The organism is Sphingobacterium sp. MYb382, assembly GCF_037572665.1.
Lineage (GTDB): Bacteria > Bacteroidota > Bacteroidia > Sphingobacteriales > Sphingobacteriaceae > Sphingobacterium.
This window is the reverse complement of sequence record NZ_JBBGZT010000020.1, coordinates 53,473-71,243: the sequence shown is the minus strand read 5'-3', so window position 1 is coordinate 71,243 and position 17,771 is coordinate 53,473. Positions and strand designations below refer to the sequence as shown.

The 17,771-nt window shown below is 40.2% G+C and carries 11 protein-coding genes; 5 read left to right on the top strand and 6 right to left on the bottom strand.

Annotated features, from left to right (window positions below):
• Positions 1–74 precede the first annotated feature (74 nt).
• Positions 75–2,873 (top strand): S9 family peptidase, encoded by a 2,799-nt coding sequence (locus tag WH223_RS08770; RefSeq protein WP_340047205.1) that lies wholly within the window; start codon positions 75–77, stop codon positions 2,871–2,873.
• Positions 2,874–3,047: 174 nt separating this feature from the next.
• Positions 3,048–5,237 carry a glutamine synthetase III family protein gene (locus tag WH223_RS08765; RefSeq protein ID WP_340047204.1) on the top strand — a complete coding sequence of 730 codons (2,190 nt, stop codon included), beginning with the start codon at positions 3,048–3,050 and terminating at the stop codon, positions 5,235–5,237.
• A gap of 82 nt (positions 5,238–5,319) precedes the next feature.
• On the opposite strand, the gene WH223_RS08760 is transcribed toward WH223_RS08765, so the two are convergent.
• Positions 5,320–6,414, bottom strand: a complete 1,095-nt coding sequence (locus WH223_RS08760; RefSeq protein ID WP_340047203.1) for an SGNH/GDSL hydrolase family protein — start codon at positions 6,412–6,414, stop codon at positions 5,320–5,322.
• Positions 6,415–6,467: 53 nt separating this feature from the next.
• Between WH223_RS08760 and WH223_RS08755 the strand changes: the two genes are divergently transcribed.
• From WH223_RS08755 to WH223_RS08745, 3 genes are read left to right on the top strand one after another with little or no spacing between them, the layout of a single operon-like run.
• The gene (locus WH223_RS08755) at positions 6,468–7,022 is read left to right on the top strand and encodes an NADPH-dependent FMN reductase (protein WP_340047202.1); all 555 of its coding nucleotides are present in this window, start codon (positions 6,468–6,470) and stop codon (positions 7,020–7,022) included.
• Between the two features lie 26 nt (positions 7,023–7,048).
• Positions 7,049–7,627, top strand: a complete 579-nt coding sequence (locus WH223_RS08750) for a DJ-1/PfpI family protein (protein WP_340047201.1) — start codon at positions 7,049–7,051, stop codon at positions 7,625–7,627.
• Between the two features lie 17 nt (positions 7,628–7,644).
• On the top strand, positions 7,645–8,007 hold the full coding sequence (locus WH223_RS08745) for a hypothetical protein (protein ID WP_340047200.1): 363 nt from the start codon (positions 7,645–7,647) through the stop codon (positions 8,005–8,007).
• A gap of 215 nt (positions 8,008–8,222) precedes the next feature.
• Here WH223_RS08745 and WH223_RS08740 read toward each other — a convergent pair whose 3' ends face one another.
• The 5 genes from WH223_RS08740 to WH223_RS08720 all read right to left on the bottom strand — a co-directional run bounded on the left by WH223_RS08740 (position 8,223) and on the right by WH223_RS08720 (position 17,410).
• Positions 8,223–9,104, bottom strand: coding sequence for an AraC family transcriptional regulator (locus WH223_RS08740; protein WP_340047199.1), 882 nt, complete (start codon positions 9,102–9,104; stop codon positions 8,223–8,225).
• 97 nt (positions 9,105–9,201) lie between these two features.
• Positions 9,202–10,830: an L-glutamate gamma-semialdehyde dehydrogenase gene (gene pruA, locus WH223_RS08735; protein WP_340047197.1), complete on the bottom strand. Its 1,629-nt coding sequence runs from the start codon at positions 10,828–10,830 to the stop codon at positions 9,202–9,204.
• Positions 10,831–10,960: 130 nt separating this feature from the next.
• On the bottom strand, positions 10,961–12,694 hold the full coding sequence (locus WH223_RS08730) for a M64 family metallopeptidase (protein WP_340047196.1): 1,734 nt from the start codon (positions 12,692–12,694) through the stop codon (positions 10,961–10,963).
• A 67-nt stretch (positions 12,695–12,761) separates the two neighbouring features.
• Complete coding sequence (locus WH223_RS08725; protein ID WP_340047195.1) at positions 12,762–14,270, bottom strand: RagB/SusD family nutrient uptake outer membrane protein; 1,509 nt, start codon at positions 14,268–14,270, stop codon at positions 12,762–12,764.
• A gap of 11 nt (positions 14,271–14,281) precedes the next feature.
• A complete protein-coding gene (locus tag WH223_RS08720; RefSeq protein ID WP_340047194.1) occupies positions 14,282–17,410 on the bottom strand; it encodes a SusC/RagA family TonB-linked outer membrane protein in 3,129 nt (1,042 codons plus the stop codon).
• Between the last annotated feature and the right edge of the window lie 361 nt (positions 17,411–17,771).

Sequence of the window (17,771 nt, the reverse complement as noted above, 5' to 3'; positions counted from 1 at the left end):
CCTATTTTTAGTTAAAAGCTAATTGAATTACGTTTTTTTTATATATTTTAGTTCGAATTCGAAATTTTCACTCTATGTATCTTAACAAATTGGCCGTTGCGGTTGCTTTTCTTAGTATTAGCAGTAGCTACGCGCAAAAAAAGCCATTAGACCACTCGGTTTACGATGGTTGGAAAAGCATAAACAATGCCGAAATTAGTAAAAGCGGCAAATTTATTTTCTATCAAGTATCTCCTCAAGAAGGCGATGGTCTTTTTGAAGTGAAGTCAAAAGACAATGCTACGTTATTTGCCGTGCCTAGAGGAAGCAACGTACAGCTTACCAAAACAGAAAACTTCTTCTTAGGCACAATAAAGCCAACATTCGAACAAGTTAGACAGGCCAAAATAAAAAAGAAAAAGGCCGATGATATGCCTAAAGATTCTTTATGGATAGGAAACAACCTTAATAAAGAAGAATGGAAAGTCGGTTCCGTAAAATCCTATAAACTGGCGTTAAATAAGAACGACTATGTAGCATATCTTGCGCAGCAGGCCGCTAAAGTAGAAAGTAGCGATACTACAAAAAAAGCAGCTAAGCCGAAAAATATCGACGTTTTGGTACTCCGTAATTTAGCAACTGGTGATACCCTTAACTTTACGAAGGTAGACCAATATGCGTGGAGCCCTACGGAAGATGCTCTTGTCTTTAGTAAGAAGAATGAGGCTAAAGACAGCTTATCGAAAGACGATGGGTTGTATTTATACAACCTACAAAGCAAGCAGCTCAAGAAAATTAGTGAAGGTAAAGGTACCTATAAAGAGTTTACATTTGACGACCAAGGTCAGCAGTTCTCTTTCTTGGCGGATAAAACACCAGAAAAATCATTACTTAAAGACTATAAGCTTTATTACTACAAGCCACATTTAGATACGGCGACAGTATTGGTAGACCAAAAAAGCACGGGTGTTCCTCAGAAATGGTATGTCAGTGGAGACGGACGTATTAACTTCAGTGCAGATGGGCAGAAACTATTCTTCGGACTAGCGCCTATTCCAGCTGTTAAGGACACTACTTTGGTTGATTTTGAACATGCTCAAGTTGATATTTGGCATTGGAAGGAAGACTACCTACAGCCACAACAGCTTGTAAATTTGAAACGTGATCAAAGTCGCAGCTTCCCAGCTATTATTTATCCGAACAACAGCAATACGGTATTGTCCTTAGTTGACGAAAAATTCAATAGAATAAGCTATACCGATGCGGCAAATAACGAATGGATATTAGCGACGAGTGACTTTGGCAATCGTACACAAACGCAATGGACAGGTAGCGGTATCTCTGATATCTATATTATATCTACCCTTACGGGTGAAAAACGCCTTGTTAAAAAGGACTTTACAGGCTCTGTTGCCATGTCACCGAAAGGCGACTATGTTATCTACATGGATAGCGACAAATCAAACTGGTATAGTTATGCGATTGCGAATCAAAGCACGGCTAGTCTGAATGACGGTCTTCCGGTAAGCTTTGTGGATGAAGAAAATGATAGCCCGAACTATGCTAGCCCTTACGGTATCATGGGATGGTCGGAAGATGGCAAGCAAGTATTCATCTATGACCGTTACGATATTTGGTCATTCGATTTAAATGGAAAGGATAAAAAACTCCTTACCAATGGTGATGGACGTGCTTCAAAGACAACCTACCGTTATCTTAACTTAACAAAGAATGATAATCCACGTTACAGAACGACTATCATACCTACAAAAGGTAATTTCTACTTAACTTCTTTCAACCAAGAGACAAAATACAATGGTATTTTCGTAACAAGTGCTGGAAAAAGCAGAAAACCGGCTGAAGTAACGTCTGAACCGTTCACTTTTAAAGCTTTTTCAGCTAGCGCAGATCAAAAAACCGTAATTTTCACTAAAGAAAACTACACAGCATCACCAGATTTGTATGTAACAGACAGTTTCAAAAAGGAATCACGCCTTACAGATGTCAATCCACAACAAGCAGACTACAACTGGGGAACAGCAGAGTTGGTACATTGGACAACACCGGCAGGACATGCCGCTGAAGGTATCTTGTACAAACCGGAGAATTTCGACCCGAATAAGAAGTACCCTATTATTGCTTACTTCTATGAAAAACTAACCGACGGTTTATATACATACCAGGCACCTGCGCCTACCCCATCGCGTTTAAACATACCTTACTTTGTAAGTAACGAATATTTAGTATTTGCTCCAGATATCAACTATGAAATTGGTCATCCAGGTAAATCAGCAGAAGAATATATTAACTCGGGCATGGAGTTTTTAAGTAAAAATGAATGGGTTGATGCTAGTAAAATGGCTATCCAAGGACAAAGCTGGGGTGGTTACCAAGTGGCTCACTTGATCACACGTACAAATATGTATGCCGCAGCATGGACAGGAGCACCTGTTGTAAACATGACTTCCGCTTATGGTGGTATTCGTTGGCAAACAGGATTATCACGCCAGTTCCAGTATGAACACACACAATCTAGAATTGGAAAGACCTTATGGGAAGATCGCGATCTTTACGTAGAGAACTCTCCGTTGTTCTTTATGGACCGTGTGACGACACCTGTCGTTATTATGAGTAATGATAATGATGGTGCTGTGCCATGGTACCAAGGTATTGAAATGTTTACAGCCCTAAGAAGACTACAAAAGCCTGTTTGGATGCTTAACTACAATAATGATGATCACAATTTGATGAAACGTCAAAACAGAAAAGACATCCAAATTCGCCAAGCGCAGTTTTTCGACCACTTCCTAAAAGGAAAACCAGCACCAAAATGGATTACTTCTGGTGTACCAGCAATTGAAAAAGGAATTGACTGGGGATTCGAAACAAATTAATCATAAAACATTTTAAAAAAACGGCCTGTTATCAACAATAACAGGCCGTTTTTGTTTTTGCGAATAAAAAAATTAATATTTTTCTATTTTTTTTACCATTTTTTAAAAAAAAATGTACATTTACAACATCAAACAAACGAAAACCACAAAATAAAAAACTTAGTTCTTCCAAAAATGTCAAACCTAAGATTTAAAGCCACCGAATCTGCTGTATCAAGACCTCTTGAAGAAGCAAAAAAAGTTGAATCATTGAAAGCATCGAGTATCTACGCTAAAAACGTATTTACAATCGCTAAGATGAAAGACTATCTTTCAAAAAGTACGCATAAAGAATTATTACAAGTAATTGAATCAGGTTCTCAAATCACAAGAGATCTTGCTGAGCACATTGCACAGGCTATGAAAATATGGTCGCTAGAGAATGATGTTACGCACTACACCCACTGGTTCCAACCATTAACAGGTACAACAGCAGAAAAGCACGACTCTTTCTTCGAGCCTGATGAAAATGGAGATGCTATTAATAAATTCTCTGGAGACTCTTTAGTGCAGCAAGAGCCGGATGCCTCATCGTTCCCGAACGGTGGTATCCGTAACACATTCGAAGCACGTGGATATACAGCTTGGGATCCTTCATCTCCAGCGTTCATCTTCGAAACTGTTGCTGGAAAGACTTTATGTATTCCTACCGTTTTTGTATCCTACACGGGTGAATCGTTAGATTATAAAGCTCCTTTATTGAAAGCTACTGCAGCAATCGATAAAGCAGCGACAGACGTCGTTCAATATTTTGATCGTGCTGTTACAAAAGTAAATGTATCTTTAGGTATCGAACAAGAGTATTTCTTGGTAGACCTTTCTTTATACAATGCACGTCCTGACTTACAATTAACAGGTCGTACTTTATTTGGCCATATTTCTGCTAAAGGTCAACAATTGGAAGATCACTATTTTGGTGCTATCCCTGAGCGTGTATTAGCATACATGGTTGATTTAGAAAATGAGGCTATCAAATTAGGTATTCCATTAAAAACACGCCACAACGAGGTTGCTCCTTCTCAATTTGAGTGTGCACCGATGTTTGAGGAAATGAACTTAGCCATTGACCACAACCAATTGTTGATGAACTTGATGGAGCAAATAGCTATCCGTCATCATTTCAAAGTGTTATTACACGAAAAACCATATAGTGGTGTTAATGGATCCGGTAAACACAACAACTGGTCGTTAATCACGAACACAGGCATCAACTTGTTGTCGCCAGGAAAAACACCTAAGAACAACTTGATGTTCTTAACGTTCTTCGTGAATACAATCCGTGCGGTATACCAGCATGCTGACTTATTGCGTGCTTCTATTGCGAGTAGCAGCAATGACCACCGTTTAGGTGCTAACGAAGCTCCGCCAGCAATTATCTCTATCTTCTTAGGTTCTCAATTGGATGAAATCTTAGAAGAAGTAGAATCGGCACGTGTAGCTAAGAAAGTTAAAAACGATGCTAACTTATGGCATGGTATTCCAAAAATTCCTGAGTTGAAATTGGATACTACAGACCGTAACCGTACATCACCTTTTGCCTTCACAGGTAACAAATTTGAATTCCGCGCAGTAGGTTCTTCAGCTAACTCAGCACAAGCAATGACGATTTTAAACTCTATCGTTGCTGCACAGCTTATCGAATTTAAAGCGGAAGTAGACAAACAAATCAAAAAAGGTATCAAAAAAGACCTTGCTTTGTTAAATGTTGTCCGTAAATATATCAAAGAATCAAAAGCTATTCGTTTCGAAGGAAACGGTTATAGCGACGAGTGGGCACAAGAAGCGGAAACACGTGGTTTGTCTAACATCAAATCGACGCCTAAAGCACTTGACATTTACGTAAAAGAAGACACTATCGCTCTATTTGAGCGTTTAGGCATCTACACAAAACGTGAATCAGAAGCTCGTCATGAGATTTTGTTAGAGAACTTCTACAAGAAGCTACAAATTGAAGCCCGCGTGATTGAAGAGGTCGTAACAAGTATCTTTGCTCCTGCATGTTTTGTTTACCAAAACCAATTGATCGATAACGTAAAAGGATTAAAAGATTTAGGTTTATCAAAAGAAGCATACAGCTCGCAATTGAACTTAGTAGAGCGTATCTCTAAGCACACGAATCTTATCCTAGAGAAATCTGAAGAGATGAGACAGGCACGTAAAAAAGCGAATAACCAAGAAGATGTACGCGAGCGTTCTATCAGCTACGATGAGGTTGTAAAACCATACTTCGACGAAATTCGTTACCACGTAAACAAATTGGAAAAAATCGTTGATGATGCCAAATGGCCTCTTCCAAAATTACGTGAATTGTTGTTCTTACGTTAATCGTAAATTACTAACCACCTATTATATCGGAGTGCTCCAGTCTTGGAGCGCTCCATTTTTTTATAGGCTATTTACTTATCAACTATAGTATACGTTTCAGCAACGCTGCATAGGCTTTAGCAATCTTCATCATGCCAATATCGTTAGGATGAACGTAATCTACGGTCGAGTTAAGATCCATTTCTATAGCACGATTAGTTAATAGATAAATACCTTTAACCCCCTCTTTTTCTAATCGTTTAAAAGTCGCTCGTGCTATTTTTGTCGATTGCTCAGCAGCACGATTAACCTCCTCTTGTAACACAAAAGAATCGAAACCAGCACTATGCTCCGTCAATATAATTGGTGTATGCGGCTGTGCTTTACGCAAAAATGTAACGGCATGATAAATCAACGAATCAACTTGCTCGGCCGTTCGTTGCGTCCCAACGCCTAAATTAGGCAAACAATCTAAAATAATCGTGGAAGCCTCTTCCTTCGCTATCAACTCAAGAATGGGCTGCTCTAACCTTCCATTTCCCGAAAAAGCCAAATTAATAATAGGTCTGCCAACGTCTCTATTCAGCATATTGGTCCATGCTAAGCCTGGACGAGAGGCACAAGCGCCTTGGGCAATCGAGGTACCATAGACAATAATGGGCTTTTTTGTATTATCAACAGCCTTCGTTTCGAGGACAGCACGTGCTGGTACCCCGATTTCGAGCCATTCAACCGTATTATACAACGGTAAATACAAACGATAGGTTCTATGGAGACTACTCCCCATATGGGTGAAAGTATAGCTTATCGTATCTTTAAAAGCGTACTTTCCGGCGGTCCATGCCCACTCCTTTTCTGCAGGATCCAATATATAAAGATCTAGGCCACTTACGCCTACAGTAGGCATGTGAGGCATATTTAAAGGACCCTTCACCTTGTAGCGAACCTGTATAGAGTCGGTGTCGCTCGTAAAATCAATGTACAAACCAGCACTATTCGTACCTAAATTCCAAACAGGAGCCCTTACGACCTCACGAAGGTCATCAGGCAAGCGTCCATAACGGCTAATTCCGTCATCAGTAAGCTGTCCGTGGATATCACTAGGCTGTATCCATCGCCAATTTTCATTCTGCTGCGCAACTACACTGAAGCTAACAAGCAAAAAGTAAAAGCATAAAATATTTTTCTGAAGGTTCATAATCTGAGTTTATTTTGACGATGCAAGATAAAAATTTTGTCTACATTTAAATCATGAAAATAATAGCATTTGCAGGTAGCAACAGCGCAAATTCCATCAACAAGAAGTTGATAACGAGTGTAAGTAAATATTATAAAGAGGCAGATGACATCATCGAAATTCTCGACCTTAACGACTACGAGATGCCTATTTACTCCAAGGAGCGTGAAAAAGAAAGCGGAATTCCTGCTTTAGCGCATGCCTTTGCACTTAAAATTGATGAAGCAGACTTTATTTTGGTTTCTTTTGCTGAAAACAACGGAAATTTCAATGCTGCCTACAAAAATTTGAGCGATTGGGTATCTCGTATTCCAAATCGGAAGATATATGGCGGTAAACCGGTATTTGCTTTAGCAACAAGCCCAGGAAAAAGAGGTGGTCAATCGGTGCTTGATATTGCGAGTGTACGTTTACCATTCGATGGCGCTGAATTATTAGAGACATTCAGTGTTCCTGAATTTGACCAAAACTTTGAAGAAGGAAAAGGATTAATCAATATGCTGTTACGTAGCCAATTGGAAGCTAAAGTACGGAAGACAAAAAGACTACTTGCAGCAAAAAACGCATAAATTCATTAACTCAAAAATTGAAGAATATGGCTAAGAAAGTATTATTAATTGTAGGTGACTTCGTAGAAGATTACGAGGCTATGGTACCCTTTCAAGCAATGGGATCGATTGGTATTGAGGTTCACGCTATCGCTCCAGACCGTAAAAAGGGGGATTTTGTACCGACGGCGGTACACGACTTTACAGGCGACCAAACCTATAAAGAGCTACGTGGGCATAATTTCGCTATAAACAAGGATTTTGATAGCGTAAACCCAGCGGATTACGATGGTTTATACATCGCCGGAGGACGTTCTGCCGAATATATCCGCTTAAACAAGAAAGTAATAGAATTTACGCAGCATTTCTTCACAGAAAATAAACCCGTTGCAGCAATCTGTCATGGTATTCAGGTATTAACGACAGCTCGTGTATTACAAGGACGCACCCTAACGGCCTACATTGCCGTAGGCCCTGACATTGAGCTTGCCGGTGGCACCTGGAAAAATATACCTGCAGACCAAGCGGTGGTTGATGGCAACTTAGTGACTTCGCCAGCATGGCCTGGACACCAAGCGCTGTTAAAAGAGTTTTATACATTATTAGGAATAACAATAAACGCTTAATGCAAAAGAGAAAAAGAATGTGGTGGATTTTAATTCCACTGGTATTGATTTTGAGCTATGGTATTTGGGACTCCTTCAGTCAGCCTTCTATAGGAGATATTCCAGGCAAGTTTGAGGAAGTAGCCTTTGTACGTAATGAACAAAATAAAGGTGGAATTTTACGTGTCTATGCTGTCGCGGTCGGCGATATTGAGCATGCTAATTATGAAGCTTGTGCTGATTTATTTCCGACGAATGACTATGGTAGCCTCACGAAAGTTTACTTCTTTGATAAAAGTAAACCCTACCCGACCAAGCTATCCATTGATGCACCTCATTTTGATGGTAGCCAGTACGAAGCGATTATGATTCTTAAGCGCTCCGGATCCGACAAAAAGTAATTTCAATAAACATAAAAAAGGCTTGACAATATTGTCAAGCCTTTTTTATGCGGTATCGCTACCTTAAGGGTGAGCAAATTCTACACGAAACTTACAGGTATACATTTCCCATTCCCTATGCATAAGAAAATCAGCTAGCACAGCACGTGAAAGGGCTATAGCTTGAATTTGAACCTAGCTATTATTCTACGAACTACAAAGACGACAGCAAACGCCTACTTTACGGTGTGTGCTGCAATAAATTGTGTTGGGGAGATATGCATGATACTACGAAACACACGGTTAAAATGCACCGCTGTATTGAATCCACATTGATATGCGGCCTCTGATATATTTTCAGCACGCTTATTAACCAGCAGCTGACAAGCCTTCTCGATTCGAATTTCATTTAGAAAAGCAACGAAGGTTTTCTTTGTATGTTTCTTAAAAAACTTACAAAAAGCCGTTGGTGTCATATGAATTAAAGTAGAAACCTCGTCTACCGTTACATTTTTGCGATAGTTATCTAAAGCATATTTGATAACGGAGTTTATACGTAAACCGTCAGAATCGTGAAAATCTACTTTGTTTAAACCCGAATAGATAGATATTAAATGCTGCTCTTGATTGAGTAGAAAGCGAAATACATCGATAACTTTCAACAGTTTTGAAACGCCCTCTTCAGCATCTAAACTAATAAATAGATTTTTCAACGCCGCGGCATATGTTGCCGGCAATGACTTACTCGTATCCAAGTTGTAGAAAAAATTCTTCACCGCTTGCAGCTCCGTCATCTCGAAGAAAGGTTTTAACTTATCTAAGGAGAAGAAAAGATGGATGATATGAATCTGATCGTTATCGGGTAGACTTTCATCTTTAAAAAAAAGATGGGGCTCATTGGGTTTCACCAAAAATATTTCGTCCTTATCACAGGGACGAATAAGGTTGCCCAGCATGAGAGACCCTTTCCCTTTTACGACATAAGAGATTTGAAATTCACGATGGCGGTGGTAGTATCCGTAGAAATCAGCACCAATATCCACCATAATATAAAAAGCCCCTTCACCATGGGCGGGTACCGTAAACTCGATAGGCTTCCGATGTTCTTGATTCTTCATAGTGTTGCTATAATATTGCCTATGCGGAAGGTATTGGCGAATGTACTATAAAAAGGAAGAGGTTACCGCAGACTGGGGTAACCTCTTCCCTATAAAATTAACCTAAAAACGGGTAACGGTAGTCTGTATCCGGCTGGAAGGTTTCCTTGATTGTACGTGGAGAAACCCAACGCAACAAGTTAATCATTGATCCAGCTTTATCGTTTGTACCCGAACCACGAGCACCACCGAAAGGCTGTTGACCTACGACAGCACCTGTACATTTATCATTAATGTAGAAGTTACCCGCAGCATTGCGTAATGCATGCGTAGCTTGCTGGATAGCGTAACGATCTTGCGAAATAATCGCGCCTGTTAAAGCGTAGATCGATGTTTTATCCACCAACGATAATGTTTCTTCCCATTTACTATCTTCATAAACGTAAATCGTTAACACAGGGCCAAAAAGCTCTTCTGATAACGTTTCGTAATCTGGCGTTTTAGCCAAAATAACCGTTGGATGAATGAAGTAACCTTCAGATTTATCATATGTACCACCGATAACAACTTCCGCATCATTAGATGCTTTAGCACGGTCGATGTAACTTGTGATTTTATCAAATGCTTTCTCATCGATAACCGCATTGATAAAGTTGCTGAAATCTTCCGTTCCACCAATTTTGAACGATTTAATATCTTGCTCCATCAAGCCTTTAAGGTCGCCCCATAATGATTGTGGAACGTAAGCTCTAGATGCAGCAGAACATTTTTGTCCTTGGTATTCAAAAGCACCACGCACTAACGCTGTGTTTAACACTTTCAAATCTGCTGAAGGGTGCGCAACGATAAAATCTTTACCACCAGTTTCGCCTACGATACGTGGGTATGTTTTGTAACGGTGGATGTTCTCTCCGATTGTTTTCCAGATATCTTGGAAAACACCTGTAGAACCTGTAAAGTGGATACCAGCGAAATCAGGGTGTTTGAAAATTACATCACCAGCGTCAGGACCAGAAACGTAGATTAAGTTGATAACACCATCAGGTAAACCAGCTTCTCTGAAAATCTCCATCAACACATTAGCGGAGTAAATTTGTGTGTTGGAAGGTTTCCAAACAACCACATTACCCATCATTGCCACACAAGAAGGCAAGTTTCCGGCGATAGCCGTGAAGTTGAATGGCGTCAAAGCGAAAACAAAACCTTCTAAAGGACGTTGCTCTACTCTGTTCCACACACCTTTGCTGTTCGCTGGTGGCTGCTGCGCATAGATATCAGTCATGTACGCCACGTTGAAACGTAAAAAGTCTGTAAACTCACAAGCGGAGTCAATCTCTGCTTGGTATGGGTTTTTAGACTGACCCAACATGGTCGCTGCGTTCAATTTATAACGGTATTTACCTGCCGCTAACTCAGCAGCTTTCAAGAAAATACCTGCGCGTTGTTCCCAAGGTAAATTTTCCCAATCTGCTTTTGCCGCTAAAGCCGCATTTATAGCATCTGTGACATGGCTTTTATCACCTTGGTGATATTGACCTAAAAGATGTTTATGATCATGTGGAGGCGTTAATCGACCCAACTTATCGGTACGAATTTCTTTGCCACCAATATACATTGGAATATCTACCTCTTGTGCTCTTGCCTCAACAATAGCAGCTTGCAATAATTCTCTTTCTTTTGTTCCGGGTGCGTAAGAATACACAGGCTCATTTACAGGAGCAGGAACATTAAAAAATCCTTTCAACATAGCTTAATTTTTTTTATTTAAAGTTCGGCAATGTCTTGCAATAAGCATTAACCGATACTAGTTAACAGTATACCTATTTTGCTAACAAAACAATACAGATTACAAAAATAACGAAAAATACGTTTCTTTATTACTTAATCTCAATTGTCAAAGGCGTGCTCACGCAAGTCATTTCATTATTAACCTTCTGCACATACACCTTTGTTGTGCCTGCTGTGGCAGGAATGCGCATCACATTATTAAATTTATCCGTACGCATGTATTCGCCACTAAACTCATCCCATTCATACAAAATTGTACCATCTTCTTTTTTCCATAAGAAGCTGTATCGTTTGTCTTCTTTCTCTAAAAGTGTGATACGAATGGTCTTCCCTCCTTTTTCCTTTTCTACTTTAAACTTCTTTGGTGCTTCAATTTCTGGCAATACTTTTACCAACACAGCCGACCGTTTTGATTTCTTACCTAAGTAAACAGCCTCTACATAGTACGTAGTCGTTGCTTTCATACTTGGCGTAATCAAGTTTGAACCTGTCGCAAATGGCTGGCTTGCTGCCTCTGATGTGTACCAATTGTAAACAACGCCTGCTTCTGGCTGCTTAATACTCAATGCTTGATAACCATCAAAACAGGTTTCCAGCGTATCTCCCCACGTAAACTGCGGTGCTGCAAGATCAACGACTTGGCTATTGTTGACAATCCATTTTGTCTCATACAAAAACTGTTGTTTCTCTGGCGTACGCACCAAATCTGTCGTGTCACGCACTTCTACACGTAATACATTATTGCCAGCAAACAGCATTCCTTTATTCAGATAAACGGAATCCAAATTACGCGCAATAAGGTCTTCATTTAAAAACCATTTTACCTGCAAAGTGTTTGGTGAAGGCTTCAATAATTTCAACGAAAATAGACGCGCGGTTGCAGCATCAACAGGCTGATCGGCTGCTGGTCGTGTTCCCACGATAGGGTCTGTTTTCTGGTGGATAACATCAACAAAGACCTCTTGACATACATTACAGAAAGGAGCTACAAGATATTGCATCTTACAAAACTCATGCGGTCTAAACCATTTTGCGGGCGAGTTGTTTCCGCCGTAGGCGTAAATACCAACACCGTTGGTGCCCAACCAGTGTTTCCACGGCACCATCGCTGGGTCCGCATGTTGTGTACGGTTAGGTCCTTCGATAGCATATTGATTGCCTGCCCAATATTCATCGGCTAGAATACCGAAAGAGTGACCAATTTCATGTACTGCGATATCATTACTCGATGCATTGACCGTTGTTGTTGCATACTTACCGCCTGAACCGCCATAAAAAGGTGAGTTCACCAAGATAACCACTTGCGTAGGATTAGGAATATGGTCGGCCAATACCTTTTCTATGACATCTACTTTTTGTGGAATGACCAAGCGGTGCAAACCATAATTATCAAAGCTACTGCCGAAAATAGTATTTGGATTACCTTCTGGTACCGCTATACGTTTTGGAAATTCATTAAATCGGTCAGGCAAATGGTTGTGTCCATGTTCAACTTTCGGACAATCGGAAGCTGTGCCACTATGTGCTGCACCCGACTCTTGCGAAGGGGTATTGATGGCATATACATTAAAGAAATTCGCATATTGACGGAAAGGCTCCGTCTTAAAGAAATAATCGGTGAAGCGCTTAGCGTCTTCATGAAAATTGCCCATCTCTTCTTTGGTATAGCCGTCGGCAAGAATCACCAAATTTACTACTTTCTTATCTGTTCCTTGAAACTGTAGTGTATCTATCGGGTATTTCTGCGCTTGCACCACCGTACTACATGTTCCCATCAAGAACAAAGACATTAAAACATTTTTAAACTTTGTGTTTAGCATCATATTCATTTCGTAAAAACACCTAACGCAAACCTCATCGGTCTGCGCTAGGTAAAAACATCAATTTAAATTAAGGATTTTGATCGGCTACCACAAGTGATCTGTTGGCATCCATTTCTTTTTGTGGTATTCTAAATACCCAACGTACATCGGTAGGTTCAATCGACACTTTATTTGGATGATTACCCGTACGAACGAACTTCTTCTGTAAACGTTTATAGTCGAAATATAACTGTCCATTTTCGCCATATAGCTCTTTGCTGCGTTCAACTAAAATAGCATCAACAAGTGCATCTTTACTACTTACAGCCAATTTCGTTGCACTTGGGTCACGCAATACCTGCAATTCATACAGCTTATCAATACCCGCTTGAATATTTCCTTTTTGTGCATAAGCTTCTGCTTCAATCAACAACAATTGAGCCGAACGCATCACCAAAATATCACCTTCCATCACTCCTTTTGTTCGCGAACGGAATTTATCCGTATAGCGCTGATATAAAGGATAAGTAACGGGGTCATACCCCCTAGAAATCAACAAACTTCTACGTCCATCGGTTGCAGAATATGAATTGTATAATGCCACATTCGCGTATAGGTTTTTATAATAACCATTCTCTTGGTCAATATATGAAAACAATGAATGGAAACTTAACGATTGATCCGAAGGTACTGGGAATCCCCAGATCCACTCTGGATTTGCCAAGTTATTGAAACCTTCTTTATACTGTGCATTAGACATCAAAGGGTATCCTTCTACCGCTCCTTTAGCATTTTTAATCACCTTATCCCATAAAGTCGCATCGGCCATCGCTAGCTCTTGATAAATCATCGCTGCAATACCTTCCGCCACATTTAAGTTGATACGGTATTTTGAAGGACGAGCTTCCGTCAAATTCTTCAATCCGTCTTCAATATCAGCAACAACCAAGCTGTATACCTCTTTTAAAGAAGAACGCTTGTTTCCTACTGTCTCACTGTTGGCAGGCGTTGTATAAATCGGTACTGCTGGTGCATCAGGATTTATAGCGTAGCTCTTTTGATATACACGGGCTAACCAGAAGTAACTGTAAGCACGAATTACCTTTGCTTCTGCAATAAGTTGCTTTTTCTCGTCTTCCGAGGCATCTGTCACATTAGGTACATTCAAGATAATGGCATTCGCATTATTGATAGCTTTATAAAACATATCCCAGATCTGACGCGTACGAGGTCCATCTGCATTTCTATTGTAATATCCTTCTACCCAAGTACCCTCATTACCCCAATAGTATGTACCGGCATAGATATCTAATATATCATTACCTTTCATTTCGAAATGGAACATCGTCGTTTGCAAACCTCGGTTTGTCAAATAGCCCGCTCCTGTCGCTTCGCCACCATAACCGTTATAGTTTTCGGAGCGGAAAATCCAGTACAATCCTGTCAGCGCATTCACAGCTCCCGTTTTTGTAGAGAAAATAATATTATCCGTCAAGGAGCCATCACCCGGCTTAGGGTCATTTAAAAAATCTTTCTTACAAGATGTTGCTAGTCCTAAGACCATAACAAAAGAAAGTATATAAGGTATTTTTTTCATGTTGTTCAATGTTAAAGGCTAATATTCAAACCAAAGGACACAAATTTGTTCGGAGTTGTATTGCTATTCGTTGCACGTGCCGTGATGCCAGAATCTGGATCTGCTCCTTTCGGTGCATTCGGGAAATAAGTGAACGGATTTTGTACGCTGAAATAAACACGTGCATTTCTGATTTGTGCGCGACTCAATAGCTCATTAGGTAAGTTGTAACCTAGCGTAATGTTACGCACACGAACGAATGTATGATCATACAAGAATCGTGTAGATGCTGAGTTTTGCGTTTTATCAATAGTTTGCAACATCGGGATATCACCGTTACCAGGTTGCTCTGGGCTTTGCCATCTTTTTGCGACATCGCTTGATGCATTCTGTCCGGAGCCAGAAATACCACTCATTAAGCCAAGGTAGTTGCTATCGTAAAATTCACCTCCAATACCAAAGGATGCTAAAATCGATAGATCAAATGATTTATAACGGAAATCATTTTTCAAACCTCCTGTATAATCCTGAATAGCATCACCAAGGTTATACCATGGTGCATCTTGATAATTCTTAGTCGTTACCTTATTACCATCTTTACCATCCATATACCACATCGCTTTACCATCGGCTGCGTCAACACCAGCATACTCTTTTAATCGGAACGTATAATAGCTTTCTCCTTCTACTTGCGTAGATCCAGGTGCAGCCTTCGTAATTTTGTTCTTTAGCTTGGTGATATTAAAGCTCGTAGACCAGCTGAAATCAGTTTTGATAATATTTTTACTCGTAAAGTCGAACTCTAAACCTGTGTTCTTCATACCTCCGGCATTATCAGCAATCTGCTCAATACCGCTAGAGTTCGGTAGCGGACGATAGTACAATAAGTTATCTGAATTACGATTGAAGTATACTAAAGATCCTATAAATCTATTTTTTAAGAAGCCAAACTCCGTACCCACATCCAACTGATTAGACTTTTCCCAAGTAAGTTTTGGGTTTGGTACAGTCTTGATAACCGAACCAGGGTCTGTCCCTATACTAGCGCCCGAATCGTAGGTACCGAGGTATGGAAAACTTGTTGGTAAACCTTCATTTCCGGAGGTACCATAACTTCCTTTAAGCTTTAACGTAGATACAACCGTATTGTCTTTCAAGAAATCCTCTTGTTCTAGATTCCACGATCCACCAACAGCGTAGAAGGTACCCCAACGGTTATCTTTATGAAAACGTGTAGAACCATCACGACGAAGGGAAGCACTTAAGTTATATTTGCTCGAGAAGCTATAACCAAGACGTGCGAAATAACTCTCTAAGCGGTTTTCATTTGTTGTCCCGTCTGCCGCAGCAATGGTACCATAAGAAACCTCTTTGGGATCGGAGAACGTAAATCCTGTGCGTGAAGCATAGGTATATTGTGCTTTATTTTTATAAGACTCTGAACCAATAACCAAATTTAATTGATGTACATCTGCAAACGTGTTGTTGTAGGTCAAGGTATTCACAAAGTTTTGCGAATACAAAGAACTTACGCCACGCGAGGCGAAACCTTTTGTCGTCGTTCCATCTCCAAAGAAAGGATTCCAAAACACATCATTTTGAATTGAATTGTGTGTGATGGAATAATTTGTTTTGAACGACAAGGTACGGTGTAAAGAAACCTCCGCAAAGGCCTGTCCTACGACTGTCAAGCGTCCATTAGTTACTGGATTTAACGAATTGGTTGCCGCCACATTTTGTCCTTCGACATACGGTCTTCTATAAATCGTTGGACGACTGCCTGTCGAATTTGGTAAGTTATTTCCAAAATCGTAGATACGATTTTTTTGACTATCCAATTCATACTCTCCTGTTTCAAAATTCACTAAGTGGACAGGATAAATCGGTGCTATACCGCGCGCGAAAGCTAAAATATTAGATCCATAGGCGGTACCTTGGTATGGGAAGTTCTGATCTGATTTACTTATGTTTGAAGAAACACCAACGCGTAACCAATCCTTAATTTTAGAGTTAACGCTTACTCTTCCGGAGTAACGTATAAAATCCGACGATTTGATAATCCCTTGATCTTTCAAGTAACCACCACCAATAAAGTAAGTCGTACGCTGCTCCTTATCGCCTCCGGAAATGTTCACATTCATATCCTGACGAAGACCTGTACGCAACATTTCATCCATCCAGTTACTATCCCAACGCAATTTATCACCAGCGATAATTTTTCCATCAGCACTGAAAGGCTGCGCCTTATCAAACGGATTATACACCAAACGTTGTAGCGTTAATTTAGAAGCATACTCTTCTACCGTTTTCACATTATTCGTAGCCAACAAACTGTTGTCAATACGCGCATCATTGCGCAAAGCCTCCCATGTCAATTCGTAGTACTGCTTCGCATCTACCGTTTTATACTCGCTAACCGCACGCGATGATGCTCCTGTCAACAGACTAAAATCGATTTTAGGCTCTCCTCTACCTTGGCGCGTTACAATTTGGATAATACCGTTTGCCGCACGCGAGCCATAAATGGAGGTTGCTGACGCATCTTTCAAGACCGTCAATGACTCGATATCACTCGGATTAATACTATTTATGCTACCATCAAACGGAGAACCATCCAAGATGATCAATGGTGAGCTGCTCGCATTGATAGAACCGATACCACGCACACGAATAGCAGGCTCTTCACCTGGCTGTCCAGAGCTACTAATCGCCATTACACCACTCGCATTACCTTGCAGGACATCGCCAATGCTGGTTGCTTGAATATTTTTAAACTGCTCTTTGGTAATCACGGCCGCAGAACCTGTAAATGATTTCTTCGTGGTATTTCCGTAACCCGTCACCACGACTTCATCAATCGATTGACTTACATCGGAAAGGGATAAACGCAAAGCGGAGACACCATCCCAAACCACTTGATTTTGGCTGTAGCCAATAAACATAGATTGAATACGATCACCAGGATTAACCAAAATAGAGAACTCTCCATTTGCGTCAGAGGTGGTCACCTTATTGGTTGTCACATTTCGGATGGTAGCGCCAACAATTGGTTGGTTGGTTGCTTGATCCACAATTTTGCCGGTCATGTTTTTCTGTGCAAATAGTAGCTGTCCAGAAAACACAAAACCTGCTGTTAGAAATAGTAGTTTTTTGTTCATCATAGAATTGAGGTTAGAAAGCGGTAGTCATGACTAGTAATTACAGCTTAAAGAACATGCGATAACCATAAAAAATAAGGATTCATAGGCCTTACAAGTAATAGCCAACTTGTTATCATAATTCGGCTATCACAAAAATAAATACTGAGCGCAGCTACCAATAAACCATAACTCACCAACTCTTAACCTAAATTACCCGAAAAAGTCATAACTTATTGATAATCGAAATAAGAGCAGAAAATTAGCGCTCGATTGCTATTTACGCAAATTGCTATTTCATTAACGATATCTGCAAATCACCGTGTTAGCTGTACAAAAAAATATCCGTTACACCCTTTGGTCTAACGGATATTTTTAAGCTTTA

Excerpts from the sequence above, each read along its gene's own strand:
- WH223_RS08770 (WP_340047205.1), top strand. The coding sequence starts at position 75 with ATGTATCTTAACAAATTGGCCGTTGCGGTTGCTTTTCTTAGTATTAGC.
- WH223_RS08765 (WP_340047204.1), top strand. The coding sequence starts at position 3,048 with ATGTCAAACCTAAGATTTAAAGCCACCGAATCTGCTGTATCAAGACCT.
- WH223_RS08760 (WP_340047203.1), bottom strand. The coding sequence starts at position 6,414 with ATGAACCTTCAGAAAAATATTTTATGCTTTTACTTTTTGCTTGTTAGC.
- WH223_RS08755 (WP_340047202.1), top strand. The coding sequence starts at position 6,468 with ATGAAAATAATAGCATTTGCAGGTAGCAACAGCGCAAATTCCATCAAC.
- WH223_RS08750 (WP_340047201.1), top strand. The coding sequence starts at position 7,049 with ATGGCTAAGAAAGTATTATTAATTGTAGGTGACTTCGTAGAAGATTAC.
- WH223_RS08745 (WP_340047200.1), top strand. The coding sequence starts at position 7,645 with ATGTGGTGGATTTTAATTCCACTGGTATTGATTTTGAGCTATGGTATT.
- WH223_RS08740 (WP_340047199.1), bottom strand. The coding sequence starts at position 9,104 with ATGAAGAATCAAGAACATCGGAAGCCTATCGAGTTTACGGTACCCGCC.
- pruA (WP_340047197.1), bottom strand. The coding sequence starts at position 10,830 with ATGTTGAAAGGATTTTTTAATGTTCCTGCTCCTGTAAATGAGCCTGTG.
- WH223_RS08730 (WP_340047196.1), bottom strand. The coding sequence starts at position 12,694 with ATGATGCTAAACACAAAGTTTAAAAATGTTTTAATGTCTTTGTTCTTG.
- WH223_RS08725 (WP_340047195.1), bottom strand. The coding sequence starts at position 14,270 with ATGAAAAAAATACCTTATATACTTTCTTTTGTTATGGTCTTAGGACTA.
- WH223_RS08720 (WP_340047194.1), bottom strand. The coding sequence starts at position 17,410 with ATGATGAACAAAAAACTACTATTTCTAACAGCAGGTTTTGTGTTTTCT.